The sequence below is a fragment of the Pantoea sp. K16 genome, from assembly GCF_048452805.1.
GTDB classification, from domain to species: domain Bacteria; phylum Pseudomonadota; class Gammaproteobacteria; order Enterobacterales; family Enterobacteriaceae; genus Pantoea; species Pantoea agglomerans.
Map to the genome: position 1 here is coordinate 83,130 of NZ_JBLWNV010000009.1, position 18,747 is coordinate 101,876.

At 54.7% G+C, this 18,747-nt stretch carries 15 protein-coding genes and 1 tRNA gene; 9 read left to right on the forward strand and 7 right to left on the reverse strand.

Features of this window, described 5'->3' with window-relative positions:
* The first annotated feature begins 611 nt into the window (after positions 1–611).
* Positions 612–2,534: a methyl-accepting chemotaxis protein gene (locus tag ACK13D_RS13340; RefSeq protein ID WP_266094094.1), complete on the forward strand. Its 1,923-nt coding sequence runs from the start codon at positions 612–614 to the stop codon at positions 2,532–2,534.
* A 429-nt stretch (positions 2,535–2,963) separates the two neighbouring features.
* Here the strand turns inward: ACK13D_RS13340 and ACK13D_RS13345 are convergent, their stop codons facing one another.
* Together ACK13D_RS13345 and ACK13D_RS13350 are read right to left on the reverse strand one after the other, a co-directional pair.
* Positions 2,964–3,224: a hypothetical protein gene (locus ACK13D_RS13345; protein ID WP_010247965.1), complete on the reverse strand. Its 261-nt coding sequence runs from the start codon at positions 3,222–3,224 to the stop codon at positions 2,964–2,966.
* A gap of 116 nt (positions 3,225–3,340) precedes the next feature.
* Positions 3,341–3,643 carry a hypothetical protein gene (locus ACK13D_RS13350; protein ID WP_154210388.1) on the reverse strand — a complete coding sequence of 101 codons (303 nt, stop codon included), beginning with the start codon at positions 3,641–3,643 and terminating at the stop codon, positions 3,341–3,343.
* Between ACK13D_RS13350 and ACK13D_RS13355 the strand changes: the two genes are divergently transcribed.
* Positions 3,633–4,331 carry an RluA family pseudouridine synthase gene (locus ACK13D_RS13355; protein WP_172608016.1) on the forward strand — a complete coding sequence of 233 codons (699 nt, stop codon included), beginning with the start codon at positions 3,633–3,635 and terminating at the stop codon, positions 4,329–4,331. The genes ACK13D_RS13350 and ACK13D_RS13355 overlap by 11 nt on opposite strands.
* A gap of 16 nt (positions 4,332–4,347) precedes the next feature.
* Here ACK13D_RS13355 and ACK13D_RS13360 read toward each other — a convergent pair whose 3' ends face one another.
* Positions 4,348–4,887: a DUF2058 domain-containing protein gene (locus ACK13D_RS13360; RefSeq protein WP_010247968.1), complete on the reverse strand. Its 540-nt coding sequence runs from the start codon at positions 4,885–4,887 to the stop codon at positions 4,348–4,350.
* Between the two features lie 151 nt (positions 4,888–5,038).
* Here ACK13D_RS13360 and ACK13D_RS13365 point away from each other — a divergent pair, with 151 nt between their 5' ends.
* The 3 genes from ACK13D_RS13365 (at position 5,039) to ACK13D_RS13375 (ending at position 7,980) form a co-directional block, all read left to right on the forward strand.
* A complete protein-coding gene (locus tag ACK13D_RS13365) occupies positions 5,039–5,671 on the forward strand; it encodes a TetR family transcriptional regulator (RefSeq protein ID WP_010670932.1) in 633 nt (210 codons plus the stop codon).
* Between the two features lie 83 nt (positions 5,672–5,754).
* Positions 5,755–7,137 carry a D-arabinono-1,4-lactone oxidase gene (locus ACK13D_RS13370; protein ID WP_061703798.1) on the forward strand — a complete coding sequence of 461 codons (1,383 nt, stop codon included), beginning with the start codon at positions 5,755–5,757 and terminating at the stop codon, positions 7,135–7,137.
* 12 nt (positions 7,138–7,149) lie between these two features.
* Positions 7,150–7,980: a glycosyltransferase family 8 protein gene (locus tag ACK13D_RS13375; protein WP_418796595.1), complete on the forward strand. Its 831-nt coding sequence runs from the start codon at positions 7,150–7,152 to the stop codon at positions 7,978–7,980.
* Positions 7,981–8,070: 90 nt separating this feature from the next.
* Here the strand turns inward: ACK13D_RS13375 and ACK13D_RS13380 are convergent, their stop codons facing one another.
* Positions 8,071–9,192 carry a Gfo/Idh/MocA family protein gene (locus tag ACK13D_RS13380; RefSeq protein ID WP_010247976.1) on the reverse strand — a complete coding sequence of 374 codons (1,122 nt, stop codon included), beginning with the start codon at positions 9,190–9,192 and terminating at the stop codon, positions 8,071–8,073.
* Between the two features lie 333 nt (positions 9,193–9,525).
* Here ACK13D_RS13380 and ACK13D_RS13385 point away from each other — a divergent pair.
* The 4 genes from ACK13D_RS13385 (at position 9,526) to ACK13D_RS13400 (ending at position 11,629) form a co-directional block, all read left to right on the forward strand.
* Positions 9,526–9,601 (forward strand) — tRNA-Asn (locus tag ACK13D_RS13385).
* A 368-nt stretch (positions 9,602–9,969) separates the two neighbouring features.
* The gene (locus tag ACK13D_RS13390; protein WP_418796597.1) at positions 9,970–10,314 is read left to right on the forward strand and encodes a helix-turn-helix domain-containing protein; all 345 of its coding nucleotides are present in this window, start codon (positions 9,970–9,972) and stop codon (positions 10,312–10,314) included.
* The gene (locus tag ACK13D_RS13395; RefSeq protein ID WP_010670935.1) at positions 10,299–10,610 is read left to right on the forward strand and encodes a HipA N-terminal domain-containing protein; all 312 of its coding nucleotides are present in this window, start codon (positions 10,299–10,301) and stop codon (positions 10,608–10,610) included. Before ACK13D_RS13390 ends, ACK13D_RS13395 begins: the two co-directional genes overlap by 16 nt.
* Positions 10,607–11,629, forward strand: a complete 1,023-nt coding sequence (locus tag ACK13D_RS13400) for a type II toxin-antitoxin system HipA family toxin (RefSeq protein WP_418796599.1) — start codon at positions 10,607–10,609, stop codon at positions 11,627–11,629. Before ACK13D_RS13395 ends, ACK13D_RS13400 begins: the two co-directional genes overlap by 4 nt.
* A gap of 125 nt (positions 11,630–11,754) precedes the next feature.
* Here the strand turns inward: ACK13D_RS13400 and katG are convergent, their stop codons facing one another.
* The 3 genes from katG to ACK13D_RS13415 all read right to left on the reverse strand — a co-directional run bounded on the left by katG (position 11,755) and on the right by ACK13D_RS13415 (position 18,351).
* Positions 11,755–13,974 carry a catalase/peroxidase HPI gene (gene katG / locus ACK13D_RS13405; protein ID WP_301248821.1) on the reverse strand — a complete coding sequence of 740 codons (2,220 nt, stop codon included), beginning with the start codon at positions 13,972–13,974 and terminating at the stop codon, positions 11,755–11,757.
* Between the two features lie 187 nt (positions 13,975–14,161).
* The gene (locus ACK13D_RS13410; protein ID WP_418796601.1) at positions 14,162–17,257 is read right to left on the reverse strand and encodes an efflux RND transporter permease subunit; all 3,096 of its coding nucleotides are present in this window, start codon (positions 17,255–17,257) and stop codon (positions 14,162–14,164) included.
* A complete protein-coding gene (locus ACK13D_RS13415; protein ID WP_418796603.1) occupies positions 17,254–18,351 on the reverse strand; it encodes an efflux RND transporter periplasmic adaptor subunit in 1,098 nt (365 codons plus the stop codon). The genes ACK13D_RS13410 and ACK13D_RS13415 overlap by 4 nt, the downstream gene beginning before the upstream one ends.
* Between the last annotated feature and the right edge of the window lie 396 nt (positions 18,352–18,747).

Below are 18,747 nucleotides of genomic sequence, written 5' to 3' on the forward strand. Positions count from 1 at the left end.
TAAGCGGCGGGCTCCAGAGCTTTTATCATCCTCGTAACGTTCTGTTGTCATTCTCAGTGAAGACCGGCGGCGATCACAAATGCTAAAACCGGGAATATTTTGCTGGAATATGGCAATGGCGCGCCTTGCCAGCCTGTTGAACAGGCGCTGGCATCCTGTGACCGAAGAGATGAGCAGTTTGGTAAGGATTGGCGAGGCGAGAAAACGTCATACTGCGGTTAATTAATTGGCACAGCCAGGCTCTGATGATTAATAAAAATATAATTTCATTGATAAGTATTTATTGAAAAATCATCCCTCTGCGCCTGACCGATTCTTTTATCCGGGAATTATTTGATCAAAATCAATAACTATTTATTCAGGTAATGTAAAGACTGCGGCAGGCACGGGAATCATAATTTTAATCAAAATTATCAATACATTACACGAAGCAAATCAAAGATTAGCAGGCAGATAGTTTCCCTTGAGAATAATGAAAGCCTCATTAATCAGATCATTGAGTAAGCATAAATAATATTAAAGCTTCGTCTGGCGCTGACGATAAGAAGATTATCTTTGAATTATTTAACAGCCTCTTCTCTGCTTCTGATATCTCACTAAAGGTGAACCTTATGGGCCTTGCTCAACGCATCTCCGATATTAAAATTGGGAAAAAACTGGGCGTCGGTTTTATCGTCGTCATTGCTGCCTCCCTCGCCATTACTTTTATCGCTTTCGATTGTTTTCGCAGTATTAAAGACAACTCCGCCCGGCGCACGATTACCGTGGAGATGGTAAACACGTTAAGCAAGGCACGCCTTAACCGCACCCTCTACCAGTACACCAAAGACCCCAAATTTGCCACGCAGAACGTTCAGGCCCTGAAGGAGTTAGATGCCCTTTATAAACGGCTGGATGGATTTAAATGGGATGAGATGGGCCAGCAGAAAGTCGCGCTGATGGGGCAGTTACTTAACGATTATCAGAATCAGCGCCAGACATTCGTGACGGCTGCGCAGGCGACAAGCAGCGCCTTTGATGCCATTAAACCGGGTGCCCTGATTGCGCTTGCGCATCAGTTTGAATCACTCGATATGGCTCTGACACCCGATGCGGCGCTGCCGGTCATGCACCTGGCCGCAGCGCTGTTTGATGCGGCCAATGTTGAAAAAGCGTTTCTCGATAAGCCGTCTGAGGCCAGCAGAGAGGCGATTCTTGAAGAATACACCGCTATCAACACCCTGAGCGAGCAACTGGATATTTTCGCCCAGCCGAATATTAATGACGTAACGCGAAATGTGCTCAGCACTCTGACGCAGCAACGCCAGGCTTTAACGCGCTATGTCGATGCGACAGAGAAAGAAAAGAGCGAATCGGCGGGCCTGACCACCACCGCAGAGCGGCTCAATGCGGCGGTCTCCGATACCTTTGCCTATCAGTCCCAGCTATCCTCTGAATTTATCAAACAGGCGGAGTGGCGCATTGCTTTTGCCGCGCTGATTTGTGTGGTGCTGAGTCTGCTGATTGCCTGGCGGATCACCCGCAACATTACGCTGCCATTGAAAGAGACGCTGAACGCAGCGCAACGTATTGCCAGCGGTGATTTAACAACCTCACTGAAAACCACACGTGGTGATGAGTTAGGTCAGCTGATGCAGGCGGTAGATGCAATGAACATCAGCCTGCAGAACATCATCACCAACGTGCGTGATGGCGTCAGCAGCGTGGCGCGTGCCTCGGCGGAAATCGCGGCAGGTAATACCGATCTTTCATCCCGCACAGAACAGCAGTCTGCCGCAGTGGTTCAGACCGCGGCCAGCATGGAAGAGCTCTCTTCAACGGTGAAACAGAATGCGGAGAACGCTCACCATGCGAGTCAGCTGGCGACAGACGCGTCAGTGAATGCCGGACGTGGTGGCGAGATTATCCGTGACGTTATCGAAACCATGAACAACATCAGCCAGAGTTCGGGCAAAATCGGCGAGATCATTCACGTCATCAACAGCATCTCTTTCCAGACCAATATTCTGGCCCTTAACGCCGCCGTCGAAGCGGCACGAGCCGGAGAGCAGGGTCGCGGATTTGCGGTGGTTGCCGGTGAAGTCAGAAATCTGGCCCAGCGCAGTTCACTGGCCGCCAAAGAGATTGAAACGCTGATACGCGAGTCACTTGATCGGGTTCATGATGGTTCTGAGTTTGTGGAACGCGCCGGTACCACCATGGATGACATCGTCCGCTCTGTCAGTCAGGTTAAAGATATTATGGGTGAAATTGCTGCCGCCTCTGACGAGCAAAACCGCGGCATTTCTCAGATCGCCACGGCAATGGCCGAGATGGATACCACGACGCAACAGAACGCCGCGCTGGTTGAAGAGTCCTCCGCCGCAGCCAGCTCACTGGAATCTCAGGCAGATGAACTGGAAAAAACAGTGGCCGTATTCCGTCTCTCTCCCGGACAAAGCAGCGTCAGCCGGGGCGCACCTGCCCCGTCACCGCGTTTAGTGCCCGCTGTGCCCGTTAATGCATCCGCAGAGTCCAGCTGGGAAAGCTTTTAACGGTTAGCGAAGCGTTAATTCTGTCTGACGGTAAATAGAGCCAGCCTTAATTGATTGAGGCTGGCTGAAATAACAGCCCTCTTCAGACAAATAAGTGATCTGATTAATCAGAAGATAATAAGCCGTAGCGGTTAACGCGGGAATGACAGGGTCAGGCGAGCATCCGGAAACTGAGGGAAGGTCATATTATCGGCCACGACAGCTGAAACAAGCTGGCTCGTGCCTGATGATTCCGGTTTATATCCCGGCTGGCTTTGAAATGAGGTTAGATAAGAATCGCGATCGGCCTGTACAGAAGCGATGGAGAGAGTTGTCGTCCCTGACAGCTTCTCCGGCCGGTCTACGCTTTCGCGCAACCGATGAGGTCATCCGCTTCGTCGTTTTCCGGCCGGAGCCGGACTACGTCCATTGGCATCAGTTCCGTTACTGCTAGTTCAGCTCTTCGTTCAGGCTTGCAAGCGTCTGCAGGTACGGCACCTGCTGTTGAGCAATCGCCGGTGACTCAAAACTACTCAGCCAGCTTCTGGCTTCGGCGATTTTCGTCAGCCGATCCGCGTTGCTTTCAGATTTCGCCATATAACCCAGTTGGGTAAAGAGTGTTGCGATACTGATTTCTTTTTCACCCAGGGCAAGGCTTAGTGCCGCTTCGCCAATAATGACGTGGCCTTTCTCGTCGTTTTGAAATAACACAGAAAATCCTCCATTAGATACGAATTGATGACAACCTCACCAGAGACTGTAGTCGTAAAAGAGAGAACTGCCCGAATTTATCACTAAAAATCGCGCAACTTGCTGAACAAATGTTCTTAATGTTTTTTTTCCGGATTGTTCTGTTTGTCTCTGCCGCCCTTCCTGTCAGACTTGCTTTTAAATTCACGATGGGATGTCACCATGAAACTTTCCATTCTCCTTACGCTGCTGGCTGCAACGGTCTGCTCCGTTTTTGCTGCCCATGGCAAATTTGAAACGCAGCAGGCTGGCCAGTCACTCTTCACGCAAAGCGGGGAAACGATCAGCGAAGAATAATGGCTGCGCGCAGCATCGTCAGTGACCGGCCAATCGGTTATGATCCGTTGCCATTTACCTGCCGGTTGCCCGATGTCTGCCATTATCGATACGTTTATCGCCCCGCCCTGCTTTGATGAGATAACCCTTCTCTTTCAGGACGACCATCTGCTGGTGATCAATAAACCCAGCGGCTTGCTGAGCCTGTCAGGCAAAAATCCGCAAAACCTCGATTCGGTGCATCATCGGCTGGTGAAGCTTTTTCCTGGCTGCACGCTGGTTCATCGGCTCGATTTTGGCACCTCCGGGCTGATGGTCGTCGCACGCAGCAAAACGATTAACGCGGCACTCTGCCAGCAATTCAGCCAGCGCAGCGTGCGTAAAACTTATCAGGCGCTGCTGTGCGGGCACCTTGCCGATGACGAAGGCGTTATTGATGCCGCGATAGCGAAAGATCCGGCGCAGTTTCCCCGGATGGTGATTTGCCCGATCCAGGGGAAACCTGCGCGCTCATGCTACCGGGTCATAGAACGCGGTTATTATCAGGAAAAAAAGGGAAAGGGATTGCCGGTCACGCGGGTTGAACTGATGCCGGAAACCGGGCGCACCCATCAGCTGCGCATTCACTGTCAGCAGCTGCGGCACCCGATTCTGGGCTGTGATCTCTACGGCGGGCTTTTGCTGCCTGGCGCGGATCAGGCAGAGAGACTGATGCTGCACGCCAGCGGATTGACGTTTGTTCATCCTGTCAGCGGCAGCACGCTGCAACTCTCTGCCGACAGCCCGTTCTGAATGCGTCAGCGCGCTGTTACCACATCAAATCATCGGGCACTTTGAAATCAGCATAAGGATCATCTTCGTCCTGTGCTTCTTCGCTTAATGCACTGTTTAATACGATGGCACTGGCATCACGCTGCGCAATTTTATCCGCTACGCTGGCCGGGATGATAGCGTACTGGCTCTCGCCATTATTGTCAGCCGCCAGGCGGGCAATGGCGAGACGCCCATTGATCAGCTGAGTCTGCGTCAGTTTATCCACCATAATCTTTTTGATCAGGTTATTGTCGGTGAAATTGAAGCTGATGTTGCCTCTTGCCACGTCAATTTTGTTCATTTCGATCAGCTGTTTGACCTGCGCTTTGTACTCTTTAGACAGCACAGCCAGCTTCTGCTGCTCGTTCAGCTGCTTATCCCGCTCAAGCTGCGCTTTTTTGTTATCTTCCACCGCCGCTCTGGCTTCGCGTGCCTGAACCCTGGATTTCTTCGCTGTCCGCTGAACCTTGTCCATTTTTTTGCTGGATACTAATCCCGCTTTCAGCATCTGCTCTTGCAAGGTGAGTTTTGTCATTGTCGTCTCTGAACCTGTGAAATAATGTCCGGGATTATACCTGTAATCGTCCGGGCTGTACCAGGTTGCCGCACCTGCCGCGCCCGCGATTGCGGGCAGCCTCTCAACACTGTGCTAACATCCCCCGGTCAAAATCACCTTATTGAGCACCATGTCAGAGCTAACAAAACGTAAAAATGACCCTGAAGGGCTGAAAAAACGCATCATCGCAGGCGCACTGAAAACCTTCGCGGAGTTTGGTATGCAGGGTGCCAGGATGGAGCAGATTGCTGAGCATGCGCAAACCACTAAACGCATGGTGGTCTATCACTTTGGCAGTAAAGAGCAGCTTTATATCCACGTGCTGGAGCAGGTTTATCAGCAGATACGTCAGCACGAAACCGGCCTGAACCTGGCGGCGATGGAGCCGGAACTGGCCATGACCCGCCTTGTGGAAGCCAGTTTTGATTACCATGTCGAGCATCCCGATTTTATCCGGCTGGTCTGCAGTGAGAACCTGTTGCGCGGGCGCTACATCACCCAGTCGCCGCAGATTAAAGCCCTTAACCGCAGCGCGCTGGATCTGCTGGATGACATTCTGGCACGCGGTCAGCAGCAGGGCGTGTTCACTGCCGATGTGCAGACCATCGATGTCCATCGCCTGATCAGCAGTATCTGCGTTCATCACGTCTCAAACCGCTACACCTTCAACGCCCTTTTCAGCCCGGACAACAGCGAAGCAGAGAGTATCCGCCGCAATCGTCAGCTGGCTGTAACCGCAACGTTACGCTATATCCGCAAATAATTGCCCGCAGGCCGGGCTGCGCTTAGCCATAGTCTACGCTTACTGATACTTGTCACTAAAATGCAATAATAAGGAATGCTGTTGTGAGCAGAGATGCACGCCTCTATCCGCTTCGTCAGACCCATGTTGAACCCGATGATGATGCGCTGTGGAACTGGGCGCAGAACGCGCAAATCGGCAGCCGTCACCAGGTTCAGCGTCCCGCCAGTGAAGCGGAATTACAGAGACTTATCCGGGAGTCACACGGCCAGATTCGGGTGATCGGCAGCAAGCTGTCGCCTGGTCGTATGCTGCATGTCAGTGATGACGATGTGCTGCTCGATCTCAGCGCCCTGAGCGGCCAGCTTGCCAGTGATGAACAGAGCGTGACCTTTGGTGGCGCGACCCCGCTTGAGCAGGTCTATCGCAGCCTGACCGAAATGAACCGCATGCTGGCTTCATCGCCAGGCGTGATTGCGATTCAGACACTGGCGGGCGCGATGGCGACCGGAACGCACGGCCAGGGATTGCAGCAGAGTTCGATTGCCGACGAAGCGCTGGCAATCAGAATGGTGCTGGCCGATGGCAGCGTGCGCGAATTTGTTCGTGGCGACGCTGACTTCCCGGCAGCGCAGGTCTCACTGGGCGCACTAGGCATTGTTACCGCGGTAACCCTGCGTACCCAGCCGTTTAGCATCTTCACCTGCCACAAATATGCCGTCTCTGCCGATACCCTTGAAGAGGATCTGCTGCGCTGGAACAACGACTATCCGCTGAGCAAAGCCTGGTGGTTTGTCGATGACAACCTGATGCACGTCTGGAACGCCCATGAGGCGAGTGACGAAGAGCGTCAGCGCTACGAAGCGCAGGGTCGTCAGGTGGTGGAACATGAGGGCGATGTTGACGAAAGCCTCAACGACACCATCGACCAGACGCTGGCGCATATGCACCGCGATACGCAGATTGAGGGCAAAGGGGGAAAACAGTTTCGCACCGTCACCCGTTTTCGTGATTTCACCGATGTTACCGGTGACATTTACCAGCTCTTCTGCCGCGGCATTGCGGTGCCGCAGATCAATGTGGAAATCGGCGTGCCGCTGGCAAAAACCCCGGCCATCATTCGCCGCATCAAGCAGTGGTATGCCGAGAACCGTCCGCATATGCACTACCCGATTATCCTGCGCTGCACCGGTGCATCATCGGCCTGGCTCAGTCCGGCCGCTGACCAGCCAACCTGCTTTTTCGGCTTCGTGGTCTATTACGCCGACGATGGTTCGCTGTCACAGGAAGGCCTGCACTTCCTGACTGAAGTGGAAAAACTGCTGGCCGAAGAGGGCGGACGCCCGCACTGGGGCAAATATTACGATGAAGAACGCTACAACTGGCGTGAGATCTATCCGCAGTGGGACACCTTCCGCGCCCTGCGCAGCCAGCTCGACCCAAATGGCCGACTGGGTAACGACTACATCACGCCACTTTTTGACTGATTGAGGAAAGCTATGTTTGCCTGGGTAACGCTGTTAACTCAACCCGATTATCTGGTGGGCGTGAAAGCGCTGCACCGTTCGCTGCAACAGAGCCAGAGCCAGTGGCCGCTGGTGGTGATGACCACGCCGGCGATTTCAGCGTCTGACTGTCAGATTTTGCAGGATGAGGGCTGTGTCATTAAACCGGTCGAGCCCCTCTATCCGCGCGACGATCTGGATCAGCACTACGCATCGGCGCAGTTCGGCGAAGTCTGGACCAAGCTGCGCGCCTGGCAGCTAACCGATTATGAGCGCGTCGTATTTCTGGATGCCGATATGCTGGTCCTTCAAAACATGGATGAGCTGTTTACCCTGGCTCTGGGCGATAACCCGCTCGCCGCCTGTCACGCCTGCCGCTGTAATCCCAACCAGATTGCCTCTTATCCGGCAGAGTGGCAGCCTGAGCAGTGCCACTATACCTGGCAGGCGCGCGGTGAAAAGGCGCCAGAGAGTGTGGATCTTTACCTGAACGGCGGTTTTCTGGTGCTGAAGCCCGATAATGCGATGTTCGACGCACTGGAAAAGCGTATTGCCGCCATTGATGATCTCAGTAACTATCCCTTCTCCGAGCAGGATCTGCTGAACGAAGTGTTTGCCGATCGCTGGAAGCCGCTCTCTTACATCTACAATGCCTTGAAAACGCTGCCGTTTCAGCACAGCGGTCTCTGGCACGATGAAGAGGTGAAGAACCTGCACTATATTCTGGCAAAACCGTGGAAACGCGATCTCAGCCAGCCCGAGAGTCAGCGCGATCGCTTTTATGCGCTGGATAAATTGTGGTGGGAAAAAAGCGGTCTGATCTGATCGGCTGCGGGCGGGAAGCCAACGTTTCCCGCCCTGCCCGCCAGTGTTAATCAACACATCGGCAATACCCTTTATCCCTCTGATTCGGCCCTATACCTCAATCCAGCGGCGTTGCACTGCTGAGTGAGCAATCGCTTCCAGCACCTTCTGAACCTGCAGTCCCTCTGCAAAATCGGGCCACATGCGATCGCCCGCCGCGATGCCGTTGATCAGGTCGCGAATCTCCACCGTTTTCTGGTCGTTAAAGCCGATGCCGTGTCCGGCAGAAACACAGAAGTTCGCGTAATCAGGGTGCGCTGGTCCGGTCAGGATAGTTTTAAATCCCTGACGCCCAGCCGGTTCGTCATGCAGATAAAGCTCCAGCTCCGCCATGCGCTCCTGGGTGTAGCGCAGTGTGCCTTTAGTGCCGGTGACAACGTAAGTCAGGCCCATTTTTGCGCCACAGGCGATGCGTGAGGTTTCAATCACGCCGTGCGCGCCGTTATGGAAGCGCAGCAGCGCGCTGGCCTGATCTTCGTTTTCGACCGGTAACTGCCGCGCAGGCTCTTTTGGGTCAGGCCTTGAGGCGATCACCGTCATCATGTCGCCGCTGACCTCAGCAATGTCACCCACCAGGTAGTGCGCCATATTAACGATATGCGCCGCCAGATCGCCCAGCGCACCGAGACCTGCCAGCGCTTTCTGACAGTGCCAGTCGAGCGGCGTTTCCGGCCTGGCGAGATAATCCTCGTTATGGGTGCCGTAGAAATGCACCACGTCGCCTATCTCACCATTGGCAATGATCTCTTTCGCCAGCTGGCTGGTGGGGTTTTTCATATAGTTGAAGCCCACCAGCGTTTTAACCCCTGCCGCATCGGCTGCCGCCACCATCTCCTGCGCATCCGCCACGCTTAACGACAGCGGCTTTTCTGAATAGACGTGTTTGCCGTGGCGTATCGCCTCCAGCGCCATCTCTTTATGCAGGAAGTTGGGGGCGCAGATATCCACGACATCAATCGCCGGGTCGCTGACCAGCGCGCGCCAGTCACCCGTCGAGCGCGCGAAACCAAAGGTCGCCGCCTGACGGGCGGCCAGCTCGGGGTTCACTTCAGCCAGCATCTCCCGCACGATTTCGCCTTTTAGCGCAAATACGGTGGGGGCCTGCGCATAAGCAATCGCGTGGCAGCGTCCGATATAGCCGCTGCCAATCATGCCGATTCTGACTTTGTTCATTTCAACTCCAGAGATTCTGTTCAGGGTTGAAATGGAATCTACGTTTCGTTTTTATTGCTGACAAAGCCAGAATCCACACTTTGTGACGCCCGTAAAAAACTATCCGGTTAAATCACGCGCCTGGCCGCCTGACAAGGGCTATACAGCGCCATAACACCTCATAAAAACCTCAGTTTTACACGTGGCGTTTTGCCGGATGAGTCAGCCGCACAGGCCGCTCTTTCAGTGCTTAAAACGCCATAGTGGCGACTATTTCAGCAGTCGCGCTAATTTATGAAAAAGAGCTTTGACATGGCCCGGCGTGGCCGTTACTATGCGCCCCGTTCAAACGATTCCTCTGTAGTTCAGTCGGTAGAACGGCGGACTGTTAATCCGTATGTCACTGGTTCGAGTCCAGTCAGAGGAGCCAAATTTGAAAAGCCTGCTTAGGAAACTAAGCGGGTTTTTTGCTTTTCATACTTCTGATAAAATACCTGCGTCTTACTCAGTCTGTTTCCTCTTCAAATTCCCCGTTCTTTTCGTTATTGCCTGATACTTAGACATTCGGTTCCGCACTCACTTAAAGGTTCATTTCTGACCCCTACATCTCATACTCTCTTTAACAAATGTTTTAACAGTGGCTTAAAGTGTCATAAATGACCTTTCATCCACATATTTCGCATTCTGGCGGTAAGATGAGAAGATGCTGCCGTTAAAAGGTTCAAAAATGACCCTTTTAGTACTATAGTCGGACCATATCGTTTCAAAAACGTACTGAAATTGCAGAAAAGGTCAAAAATGAACCTTGATGAGATTAAATCTTCGCTGCTAAGCTTTTCTGAGTCAGATCGGCAAAAGGTATTGGCGGGGTTAGCTTTGAGTAGAGAAGTCACAACAGAAGCAATAAATGCGGACAAACCGGACACCCGATCGGAGCTGAGTGATCTGACGTTTCCGACACTGCCACAACTACTGGCCAATGAACTCAAACAACAAAACATCACATATGAAGAGATGGCGATTCAGATTGGTGTATCACTCTCAACATTTAAACGACTGATTGCTAAACCATCTTCTGCAAAGGCAATAAATCTTCACGCCTTGCTTAAAGAACTGGGTATAAAAGTATGGCTCGAAAAATAGAGGTGTGGCTTTACAACACGCTGGCAGGAACGCTGAGTGAAGGGCAAAACGGTTATACTTTCTGCTACCTGCCCACTTATGCTGGTTGTGCGATATCTCTCAGCATGCCGGTAAGACCTGAGCCCTATTTAAGTGAAGAGCTACATCCCTTCTTTAAAGGTTTAGCGCCGGAAGGCTGGTTGCGAAAACGCTATTCTGAAATTCAAAAAATTGATGATAAAGATCTGTTCGGCTTACTGATGGAAAATGGTAACGATTTGCTTGGGGCTGTCGTCTTTAAAGAGATAACATCATGAATTCAGAACGCTGCCTGATCACATTAAAACGGCTTAAAGAATCTGAGCTAAAAACCGGCTACTCAACAAAAGGCATCCGGCATCTGCTGGGTAGTCTGAATGTGGCTCTTAGCCTGCCGTTTACGCGCAGTCAGTTTATTCAGGAACTCCCTGAACGTCAGAAAGGCATGAGCATTTCAGGCTATCAACCCAAACTGTCGCTTCGCCTGGCAAAGGGAGAACTGGTGGTCGTCAGCAATGATGGCACCTATATCCTGAAACCCTCTCCGGAAGAATACCCACACCTGGCAGAAAACGAGCATGCCACTATGTGCGTTATGCAGCGTCTGAAATTTGACGTCCCCCCGTTCGGGCTGATGCCATTCAGACACGATGAAAATCGGCCAGAAGAACTGGCGTTTGTCATTAAAAGGTATGACCGGACAGCGTCAGATAACGCGAGATTACATCAGGAACAGCTGGATGGCGCGATGGGTCTCGGCGATAAATATGGCAGGATTGATAATCATAAAGCCATCAGTTACGAGAAAGCCGCTAAATTCCTGAATACCAGAGTGAACAGCAGCTTAAAGAGTAAACGTGACCTCTTTTTGCGCATCGTGTATGCCTATGTGCTGGGAAACAATGATTTTCATCTGCGCAATATCGGGATTATCCTGCCTCCGCAGGGTTCACCCTGGCTGGCCCCGGTTTATGACTTTATCAGCGTTGTGCCCTACCCTACAGCGTTTGGAGAGTATTTAGCTTTGCCCCTGCTGGAACGTGAAGAAAATGATGCAGGAAACGCACCGGGGATGAATTCAGAGTACGGAGAATATCTGGGTGCAGACTTTATCCTTCTTGCCAAGGGTATGGATATTAATCCGACACTGGCACGAAAATGGCTTTCCGAGGTGGTGAGTCATCATCAGCTTATTATTGATACTTATAATGAAAGTCATATGCCTGAATCGCAGCGGGAAGCCGTACTTGCCTACGTGGCCCGAAGAATCACGTTACTGGCAGTGACCGAAATTTAAATGATGCCATTAACCTGTTGTACCTGAGTTGTAAAAGGATAGTTAAGCGGTCGAATAACTCACCTGCTCTCATAAAAAAACCCGCTAATATCAGCGGGTTTCAGGTTTTACAACGTTAACAGCAATCAGAGTTCAAACCGATCCAGATTCATCACTTTGGTCCAGGCGGCAACAAAGTCTTTGACGAATTTTTCACGGGCGTCGCTGCTGGCGTAGACTTCCGCCGAAGCGCGTAACACCGCATTGGAGCCAAACACCAGATCGGCGCGCGTGGCGGTGAAACGGGTTTCGCCAGTGACGCGATCCCGTCCAATAAATTTCTCATTGGTCGAATCGGCGGCTTTCCACTCGGTGCGCATATCCAGCAGATTCACGAAGAAGTCTGTGTTCAGCGTCCCTGTGTGGTGCGTGAAGATGCCGTGCTGGCTGCCATCAAAGTTAGCACCCAGCGCACGCATTCCGCCAACCAGCACCGTTAACTCCGGCACGGTCAGGGTCAGCTGCTGCGCTTTATCGATCAGCAGATTTTCGGTGGTGGTTTTGCCGAAGCCAGTACCGTAGTTACGGAAACCATCTGCACGCGGTTTCAGCAGATCGAACGACTCGATATCGGTCTGATCCTGACGCGCATCAACACGGCCCGGAGTAAATGGCACGTCAATTTCAACGCCAGCTGCTTTCGCCGCCTGCTCAACGCCGACCACACCCGCCAGCACAATCACATCTGCCAGTGAAGCCTTGTGCGCTTCACGCTGCACCGCTTCCAGCGTTGGCAGCACGCGTGCTGCGACGGCATTGACGTCCCACTCACGCTGCGGCAGCAAGGCCAGGCGGGCACCGTTGGCACCACCACGTTTGTCGCCGCCACGGAAGGTTGATGCCGAGGCCCAGGCAACCGAAACCAGCTCGCTGACGCTGAGGCCGGTTGCAGCGATCTTCTCTTTCAACTGCGCGATATCCGCCACGGTTGGATGATAAACCGGTGCAGGCAGCGGATCCTGCCAGATCAGATCTTCCTGCGGGACTTCAGGTCCGATGTAGCGCGCTTTTGGCCCCATATCACGGTGAGTCAGTTTAAACCAGGCACGGGCAAAGGCTTCGTTGAACGCCTGCGGATCGTTGTGGAAACGACGCGAAATCTTTTCAAACTCCGGGTCAAATCGCAGCGTCAGATCGGTCACCAGCATGGTCGGCTTGTGTTTCTTCGCGGCGTCAAACGCATCCGGGATAATATCCGGCGCATCAGCTGCCACGAACTGGATGGCACCGGCCGGGCTGCGCGTCTGAACCCACTCATATTTGAACAGGTTCTCGAAGAAGTAGTTACTCCACTGGGTTGGCGTCTGAGACCAGATTACTTCCAGACCGGAGGTAATCGCATCTGCGCCAACGCCCGTGCCGTGGCTGTTGACCCAGCCCAGGCCCTGCGCCTCAATCGGTGCAGTTTCCGGATCGACACCGACGTGGCTGGCCGGTGCGGCACCGTGGGTTTTACCCAGCGTATGTCCACCGGCAATCAATGCCACGATCTCTTCGTCGTTCATGCCCATGTTGCCGAAAGTGGCGCGAATGGCCGGGGCCGCAGAGGCAGGATCGCCGCTGTGTTCCGGCCCTTCCGGGTTCACGTAGATCAGACCCATTTCGGTAGCGCCTAGTGGCGACTGCGCCAGGGATTCCGGGTGACGGTGTTCCAGCCAGGCGGCTTCTTCGCCCCAGTTCACATCCATATCCGGTTCCCAGACATCTTCACGTCCGGCACCAAAGCCAAAGGTACGGAATCCGGAGTTTTCCAGCGCGACGTTGCCCGCCAGAATGTAGAGGTCGGCCCAGGAGATCTTCTGACCATATTTCTGTTTAACCGGCCACAGTAAGCGGCGCGCTTTATCCAGACTGACGTTGTCTGGCCAGGAGTTTAGGGGTGCGAAGCGTTGCTGACCACGACCTGAACCACCGCGTCCGTCCACGGAGCGATAGGTTCCGGCGCTGTGCCAGGCCATACGAATAAACAGGCCGATGTAGCTGCCCCAGTCAGCGGGCCACCAGGCTTGTGACTCGGTGAGCAACCCTTTGATGTCAGCTTTCAGCGCTGAGTAATCTAATTTGGCAAATTCTTTACGGTAATCGAAGGATTCATCAAGCGGGTTCGAACGGGATGAATGCTGGTTCAGCAGGTCAACACGGAGTTGATTAGGCCACCAGTCGCGGTTGGTTGTTCCGCCGCCCGGCGCCTGATTTTCCTGAGAAGGCTTACCAGCATGAAAAGGACATTTGCCCGCGGGCGCTTCGCGATCGGCTTCGACAATAGGCTTTGCATCTTTTGCATCTTCATCAATGGAATTGCTCATGGTCACACCTCTTTTTTGTATTTTCATCGCTACTCTATAGAGGATTTTCAGGATCGCACACCTGTCTCATCCTATCTGTTTGATAGCTTTTACCTTTTTATACACCTTCTTCAAAAGCTTAAAACAATGAATTGACGGTTACTGCCAGGCTGCAGAGAGCAGCGAAGCGGCAACCGTCACCCTGAGACTATTCCGACAGCGCCGGTTTCACAACTGCCGTTTTGCTGCCCGGCAGGCGGATGCGGAACCAGATAGCGTACATTGCGGGCAGGAAAACCAGCGTGATCAGGGTGCCGCCCAGCGTGCCACCAATCAGGGTATAGGCCAGCGTTCCCCAGAACACCGAATGGGTCAGTGGAATAAACGCCAGAATCGCCGCCATTGCCGTCAGCAGCACCGGACGGGCACGCTGCACTGTCGCTTCGACCACTGCATCAAAGGGTGCCAGACCCTCCTGTTCATTGTGGTGGATCTGCCCTATCAGAATCAGCGTGTTACGCATCAGGATGCCCGACAGGGCAATCAGCCCGACCAGTGCATTAATACCAAAAGGCTGACTGAACAGCAGCAGCGTCGGCACGACGCCAATCAGCCCGAGGGGCGCAGTCAGAAAGACCATGATCATCGCCGACAGAGAACGCACCTGCAGAATGATGATCAGCAGAGTGATTGCAATCATGATTGGGAACAGCGGGGCCATCGCCTGGGTCGCTTTACCGGACTCCTCTATTGAACCGGCCATTTCAATGCGGTAGCCCGCGGGCAGCGTCGCGATGATCGGTTGCAGGGCTTTGTTCAGCGCCGTCGAGACGTCTGGCGGCTCCAGGGAATCGGCGATATCACCCCGAACGGTGATGGTCGGCGTGCGGTCGCGCCGCCGCAGCACGGGATCTTCCATTTTCACCTGCACATCACCAATCTGCGATAAGGGGATACGCTGACCCGCGGCGCCCACCAGCGTGAAATCGGCGATTTTAGCCGGATCGAGCCGGGTTTCTCCGGCCGCACGCCCCACCACCTGGACCGCGCGGATATCTTCCCGCACGGTAGTGACAGGCACGCCCGACAGCAGAAACTGTAATTGCCGGGCGACGTCACTGGATGTCAGCCCCACAGCCTGAAGCCGGTTCTGATCCAGTGAGAAATGCAGCGTCGGCACGGGGGCGCCCCAGTCGGTGTTCACCGTCCTCATCATCGGGCTGGCCCGCAGGACCGCTTCCACCCGATCGGCAATCGCGCGCAGATGGGCCGGATCAGGCCCCATCACCCGCCACGCCACCGGATAAGGGGAGTATGGGCCAAACACCAGCTGCGTTACACGAACCTGCGCTTCAGGCACCAGACCGCTGGCAATGGCGGCGCGCAGCTGCGTTTTCAGTGCCTCACGCGCGTCCTGACTGTCGGTCAGTACCACCAGCTTAGCAAAGGCCGGATCGGGCAGTTCCGGTGCCATCGCCAGATAAAAACGCGGTGGCCCCTGACCAATATAGGTGGTGACGATTTTTGCCTGCTGCTGCTGTTTAAGCCAGGTCTCAACCTTTTCAGCCGCTGCGCGGGTCTGTTCTATGGCGCTGCCGTAGGGGAGCTGAACTTCAACCAGCACTTCAGGCCGGTCTGAGGTCGGGAAAAACTGTTTTTTCACCAGCGCCATACCGAGCACAGCGGCGATAAACAGGGCAATCACCACGCCTGCCACCCAGCCTTTACGGGCAATCACGCGGGTCAGCAGGCGGCGAAAGCGGTTGTAGTGGCGGGTGTTGTAGATCGCTGCGTGACCGCCTTCTACCGTTTTGATGCCTGGCAGCAGCTTTACGCCAAGATAAGGGGTGAACACCACCGCGACGATCCAGGAGGCGATCAACGCGATGCCGACTATCCAGAACATATTGCTGGTGTACTCGCCCGCCGTGGACTGCGCAAACCCATTGGGCATAAACCCGGCGGCCGTAACCAGGGTGCCGGCCAGCATGGGTGCCGCCGTATGACTCCAGGCATAGGCAGAGGCCTTAATGCGGTCGTAGCCCTCCTCCATTTTCACTACCATCATCTCAATGGCGATAATGGCGTCGTCCACCAGCAGGCCCAGCGCCAGAATCAGCGAACCCAGCGTGATGCGGTCAAAGTTTTTGCCGGAAGCCTCCATCACCACAAACACCACCGCCAGGGTGAGCGGCACCGCAGCCGCGACCACTACCCCAACGCGCCAGCCCATGCTGACAAAGCAGACCACCATCACCACCAGCAACGCCACGACGAACTTAACCATAAATTCATCAACCGCCGAGCGGATATTGACGGACTGATCGGTGACCTGAGTCAGTGAGAGCCCCAGCGGCATCGCCTGGTTAATGCGGGCGGTTTCAGCCGCCAGTGCCTTGCCGAGTTCCAGACCGTTCCAGCCTTCACGCATTACGATACCCAGCAGCAGCGCCGGTTCGCCCTGATTGCGCACCATAAAGGTGGCGGGATCTTCGTAACCCCGGGTCACCGTAGCCACGTCCGCCAGCTTCAGGCTTCTCCCCTGCGCCACAATCGGCGTCTCACGGATTTTTTCCAGTTTATCGAACGCGCCATCCAGCCGTATAAAGACCTGCGGCCCCTGCGTATCAATCGATCCCGCTGGCGTCAGGACATTCTGATCGTTCAGCGCAGCAAAAATTGCCTGCGGAGTGATGCCGAGTGTCGCCAGTCGATCGTGTGAAAACGACACATAGATGCGTTCACTCTGCTCACCGATGATATTGACCTTTTTCACGCCAGGCAGATGCAGCAGTCGCTGACGCAGTGATTCCGCTTCACGAACCAGCAGGCGCTGCGGCTCCCCTTTTGCCTTCAGCGCCAGCAGTGCAAAGGTCACGTCGGAGAACTCGTCGTTGATCATCGGCCCGATGACCCCGGCAGGCAGATTTCTGCTCTCATCACCCAGCTTCTTACGCGCCTGGTAAAACTCATCCTGAACCTGGGAAGGCGGCGTTTTATCCTGCAGGGATAACATAGTGAAAGCCAGACCGGGGCGCGTGTACGTCTCGCTACGGTCATACCACCTCAGCTCCTGCAGACGCTTTTCCAGCGGCTCGGCCACCTGATCCTGCATCTCCTGAGCCGTCGCACCCGGCCAGGCGGAGATAATCGTCATCTGTTTTACGGTGAACGGTGGATCTTCTGCCCGTCCCAGTTCGAAAAAGGACAAGACGCCCGCCACGGTAATCAGGATGATCAGAAACAGCGTAATGGCGCGCTCGCGCACGGCCAGCGCTGACAGATTAAAGCGTCCCTGGCTCATGGCTGGCTCCCGGCAACGGCAGCGTCATCGGGGCGCACGCGCTCCCCCTGCTGCAACAGATGCGCGCCCAGCGCCACTATCTGATCGCCAGCATTAAGCTGACCCGTGACGGTGGCCGCCTCGTCACTTATCGACACCACCGTCACCGGCCGCCAGGCAACGGTAGCGGGCTGGCCGGTAATATCCCAGACGCCTGGCCCTTTACCGGCATCGTAGATCGCCGCCAGCGGAACCTGCAGCAGCGGTTGCGACGGTTTATTCGGCAGCGTGATTGTGACGGTGGCTCCCAGCGGTGCGCTGGCCAGTGTGCCCTCCAGCACATATCTCGCCTCAAAGGTGCGCGTCATCGGATCGGCCACATCAGCCAGTTGACGCAGCCGGGCAGAAACCGGCGCACTGTCCGCACCATACAGCGTTGCCTTTGCCTCACTTCCCACTGCCGGGCGCAGGGTCTCTGGCAACTGAACACTTGCCTCGCGCTGTCCGGCTCTGGCCAGTCTGATGACGGCCTCACCGGCACTCACAACCTGACCCGGCTCCGCCAGCGTTGCCATCACCACGCCATCGTCATCAGCCAGGAGCAGCGCATATCCGCTGGCGTTACCTGCCACGCTGGCCTGCGCCTGGGCGGCTTTCAGCTCAGCCTGAGCGGTGGCCGCAGCGGCCCGAATCTGGTCGTATGCCGACGCGGAAACCGCCCCGGTTGCCACCAGAGTGCGGTAACGCGCCTGATCGGCGCTGGCCTGTCTGACGCGTGCCTGCGCGGCGGCAACGGCCTGCTGCTGAGCCTGGGCCTGCAGCCGGAGATCTGACGGGTCGAGCCGCATCAGCGGCTGACCGCGCTTCACCCGCTGGCCGCTGTCCACCAGCCGTTCGAGGATTTTTCCTGAGACCCGAAAGCCGAGGTCGCTCTGAACCCGGGCAACCACGACGCCACTAAACGCACGGCTGCCATCGGTGGCGCTGATGACCTTTGTGACCCTGACCAGCGGCGGCTGCGTGCGCGGATCGTCTTTGGGTGAATTATCCCGGCAACCCGCCAGCGCCAGTGGCAGCAGACAAACAACCAGAATGGCAGGATTGAACCTGAGCATAGATTACCTTCAACAGTAAGCAGGAGAGTGCCGCCATTCTCTTATCATGTGACCAATACTGTCAATAGTCACAAATTGCGTAAAGGTATTATCCGTTCATACAGGTTATGAAAACACGTTAAACCAGGGAAATGCGTTGATGAAGGGTACAGACCCACCCTGAGCAGAGGAAACATCCCATTCAGCAACAAGTGACGAAATAAATCATAAGTCACAAAATCTGCATATTCCGGACATTGGAAACAGAGTGACGAAAAGGCTCTGCCAGGGCCTGGAATGGCTCGCCAGAGAGAAGTTCAGAGAGGATAAAGCAGAAAAAGCGGGGAGTGATGACGCGCGTTTACAGCAGATTCACCGCAGGCGCTATGTCATCTGCGCCTGCGGTGGATCTCACAG

Bases quoted from the DNA above. Each gene is read 5' to 3' on its own strand.
- ACK13D_RS13340 (WP_266094094.1), top strand. From the start codon at position 612: ATGGGCCTTGCTCAACGCATCTCCGATATTAAAATTGGGAAAAAACTG.
- ACK13D_RS13355 (WP_172608016.1), top strand. From the start codon at position 3,633: ATGTCTGCCATTATCGATACGTTTATCGCCCCGCCCTGCTTTGATGAG.
- ACK13D_RS13350 (WP_154210388.1), bottom strand. From the start codon at position 3,643: ATGGCAGACATCGGGCAACCGGCAGGTAAATGGCAACGGATCATAACC.
- ACK13D_RS13360 (WP_010247968.1), bottom strand. From the start codon at position 4,887: ATGACAAAACTCACCTTGCAAGAGCAGATGCTGAAAGCGGGATTAGTA.
- ACK13D_RS13365 (WP_010670932.1), top strand. From the start codon at position 5,039: ATGTCAGAGCTAACAAAACGTAAAAATGACCCTGAAGGGCTGAAAAAA.
- ACK13D_RS13375 (WP_418796595.1), top strand. From the start codon at position 7,150: ATGTTTGCCTGGGTAACGCTGTTAACTCAACCCGATTATCTGGTGGGC.
- ACK13D_RS13380 (WP_010247976.1), bottom strand. From the start codon at position 9,192: ATGAACAAAGTCAGAATCGGCATGATTGGCAGCGGCTATATCGGACGC.
- ACK13D_RS13390 (WP_418796597.1), top strand. From the start codon at position 9,970: ATGAACCTTGATGAGATTAAATCTTCGCTGCTAAGCTTTTCTGAGTCA.
- ACK13D_RS13395 (WP_010670935.1), top strand. From the start codon at position 10,299: ATGGCTCGAAAAATAGAGGTGTGGCTTTACAACACGCTGGCAGGAACG.
- ACK13D_RS13400 (WP_418796599.1), top strand. From the start codon at position 10,607: ATGAATTCAGAACGCTGCCTGATCACATTAAAACGGCTTAAAGAATCT.
- katG (WP_301248821.1), bottom strand. From the start codon at position 13,974: ATGAGCAATTCCATTGATGAAGATGCAAAAGATGCAAAGCCTATTGTC.
- ACK13D_RS13410 (WP_418796601.1), bottom strand. From the start codon at position 17,257: ATGAGCCAGGGACGCTTTAATCTGTCAGCGCTGGCCGTGCGCGAGCGC.
- ACK13D_RS13415 (WP_418796603.1), bottom strand. From the start codon at position 18,351: ATGCTCAGGTTCAATCCTGCCATTCTGGTTGTTTGTCTGCTGCCACTG.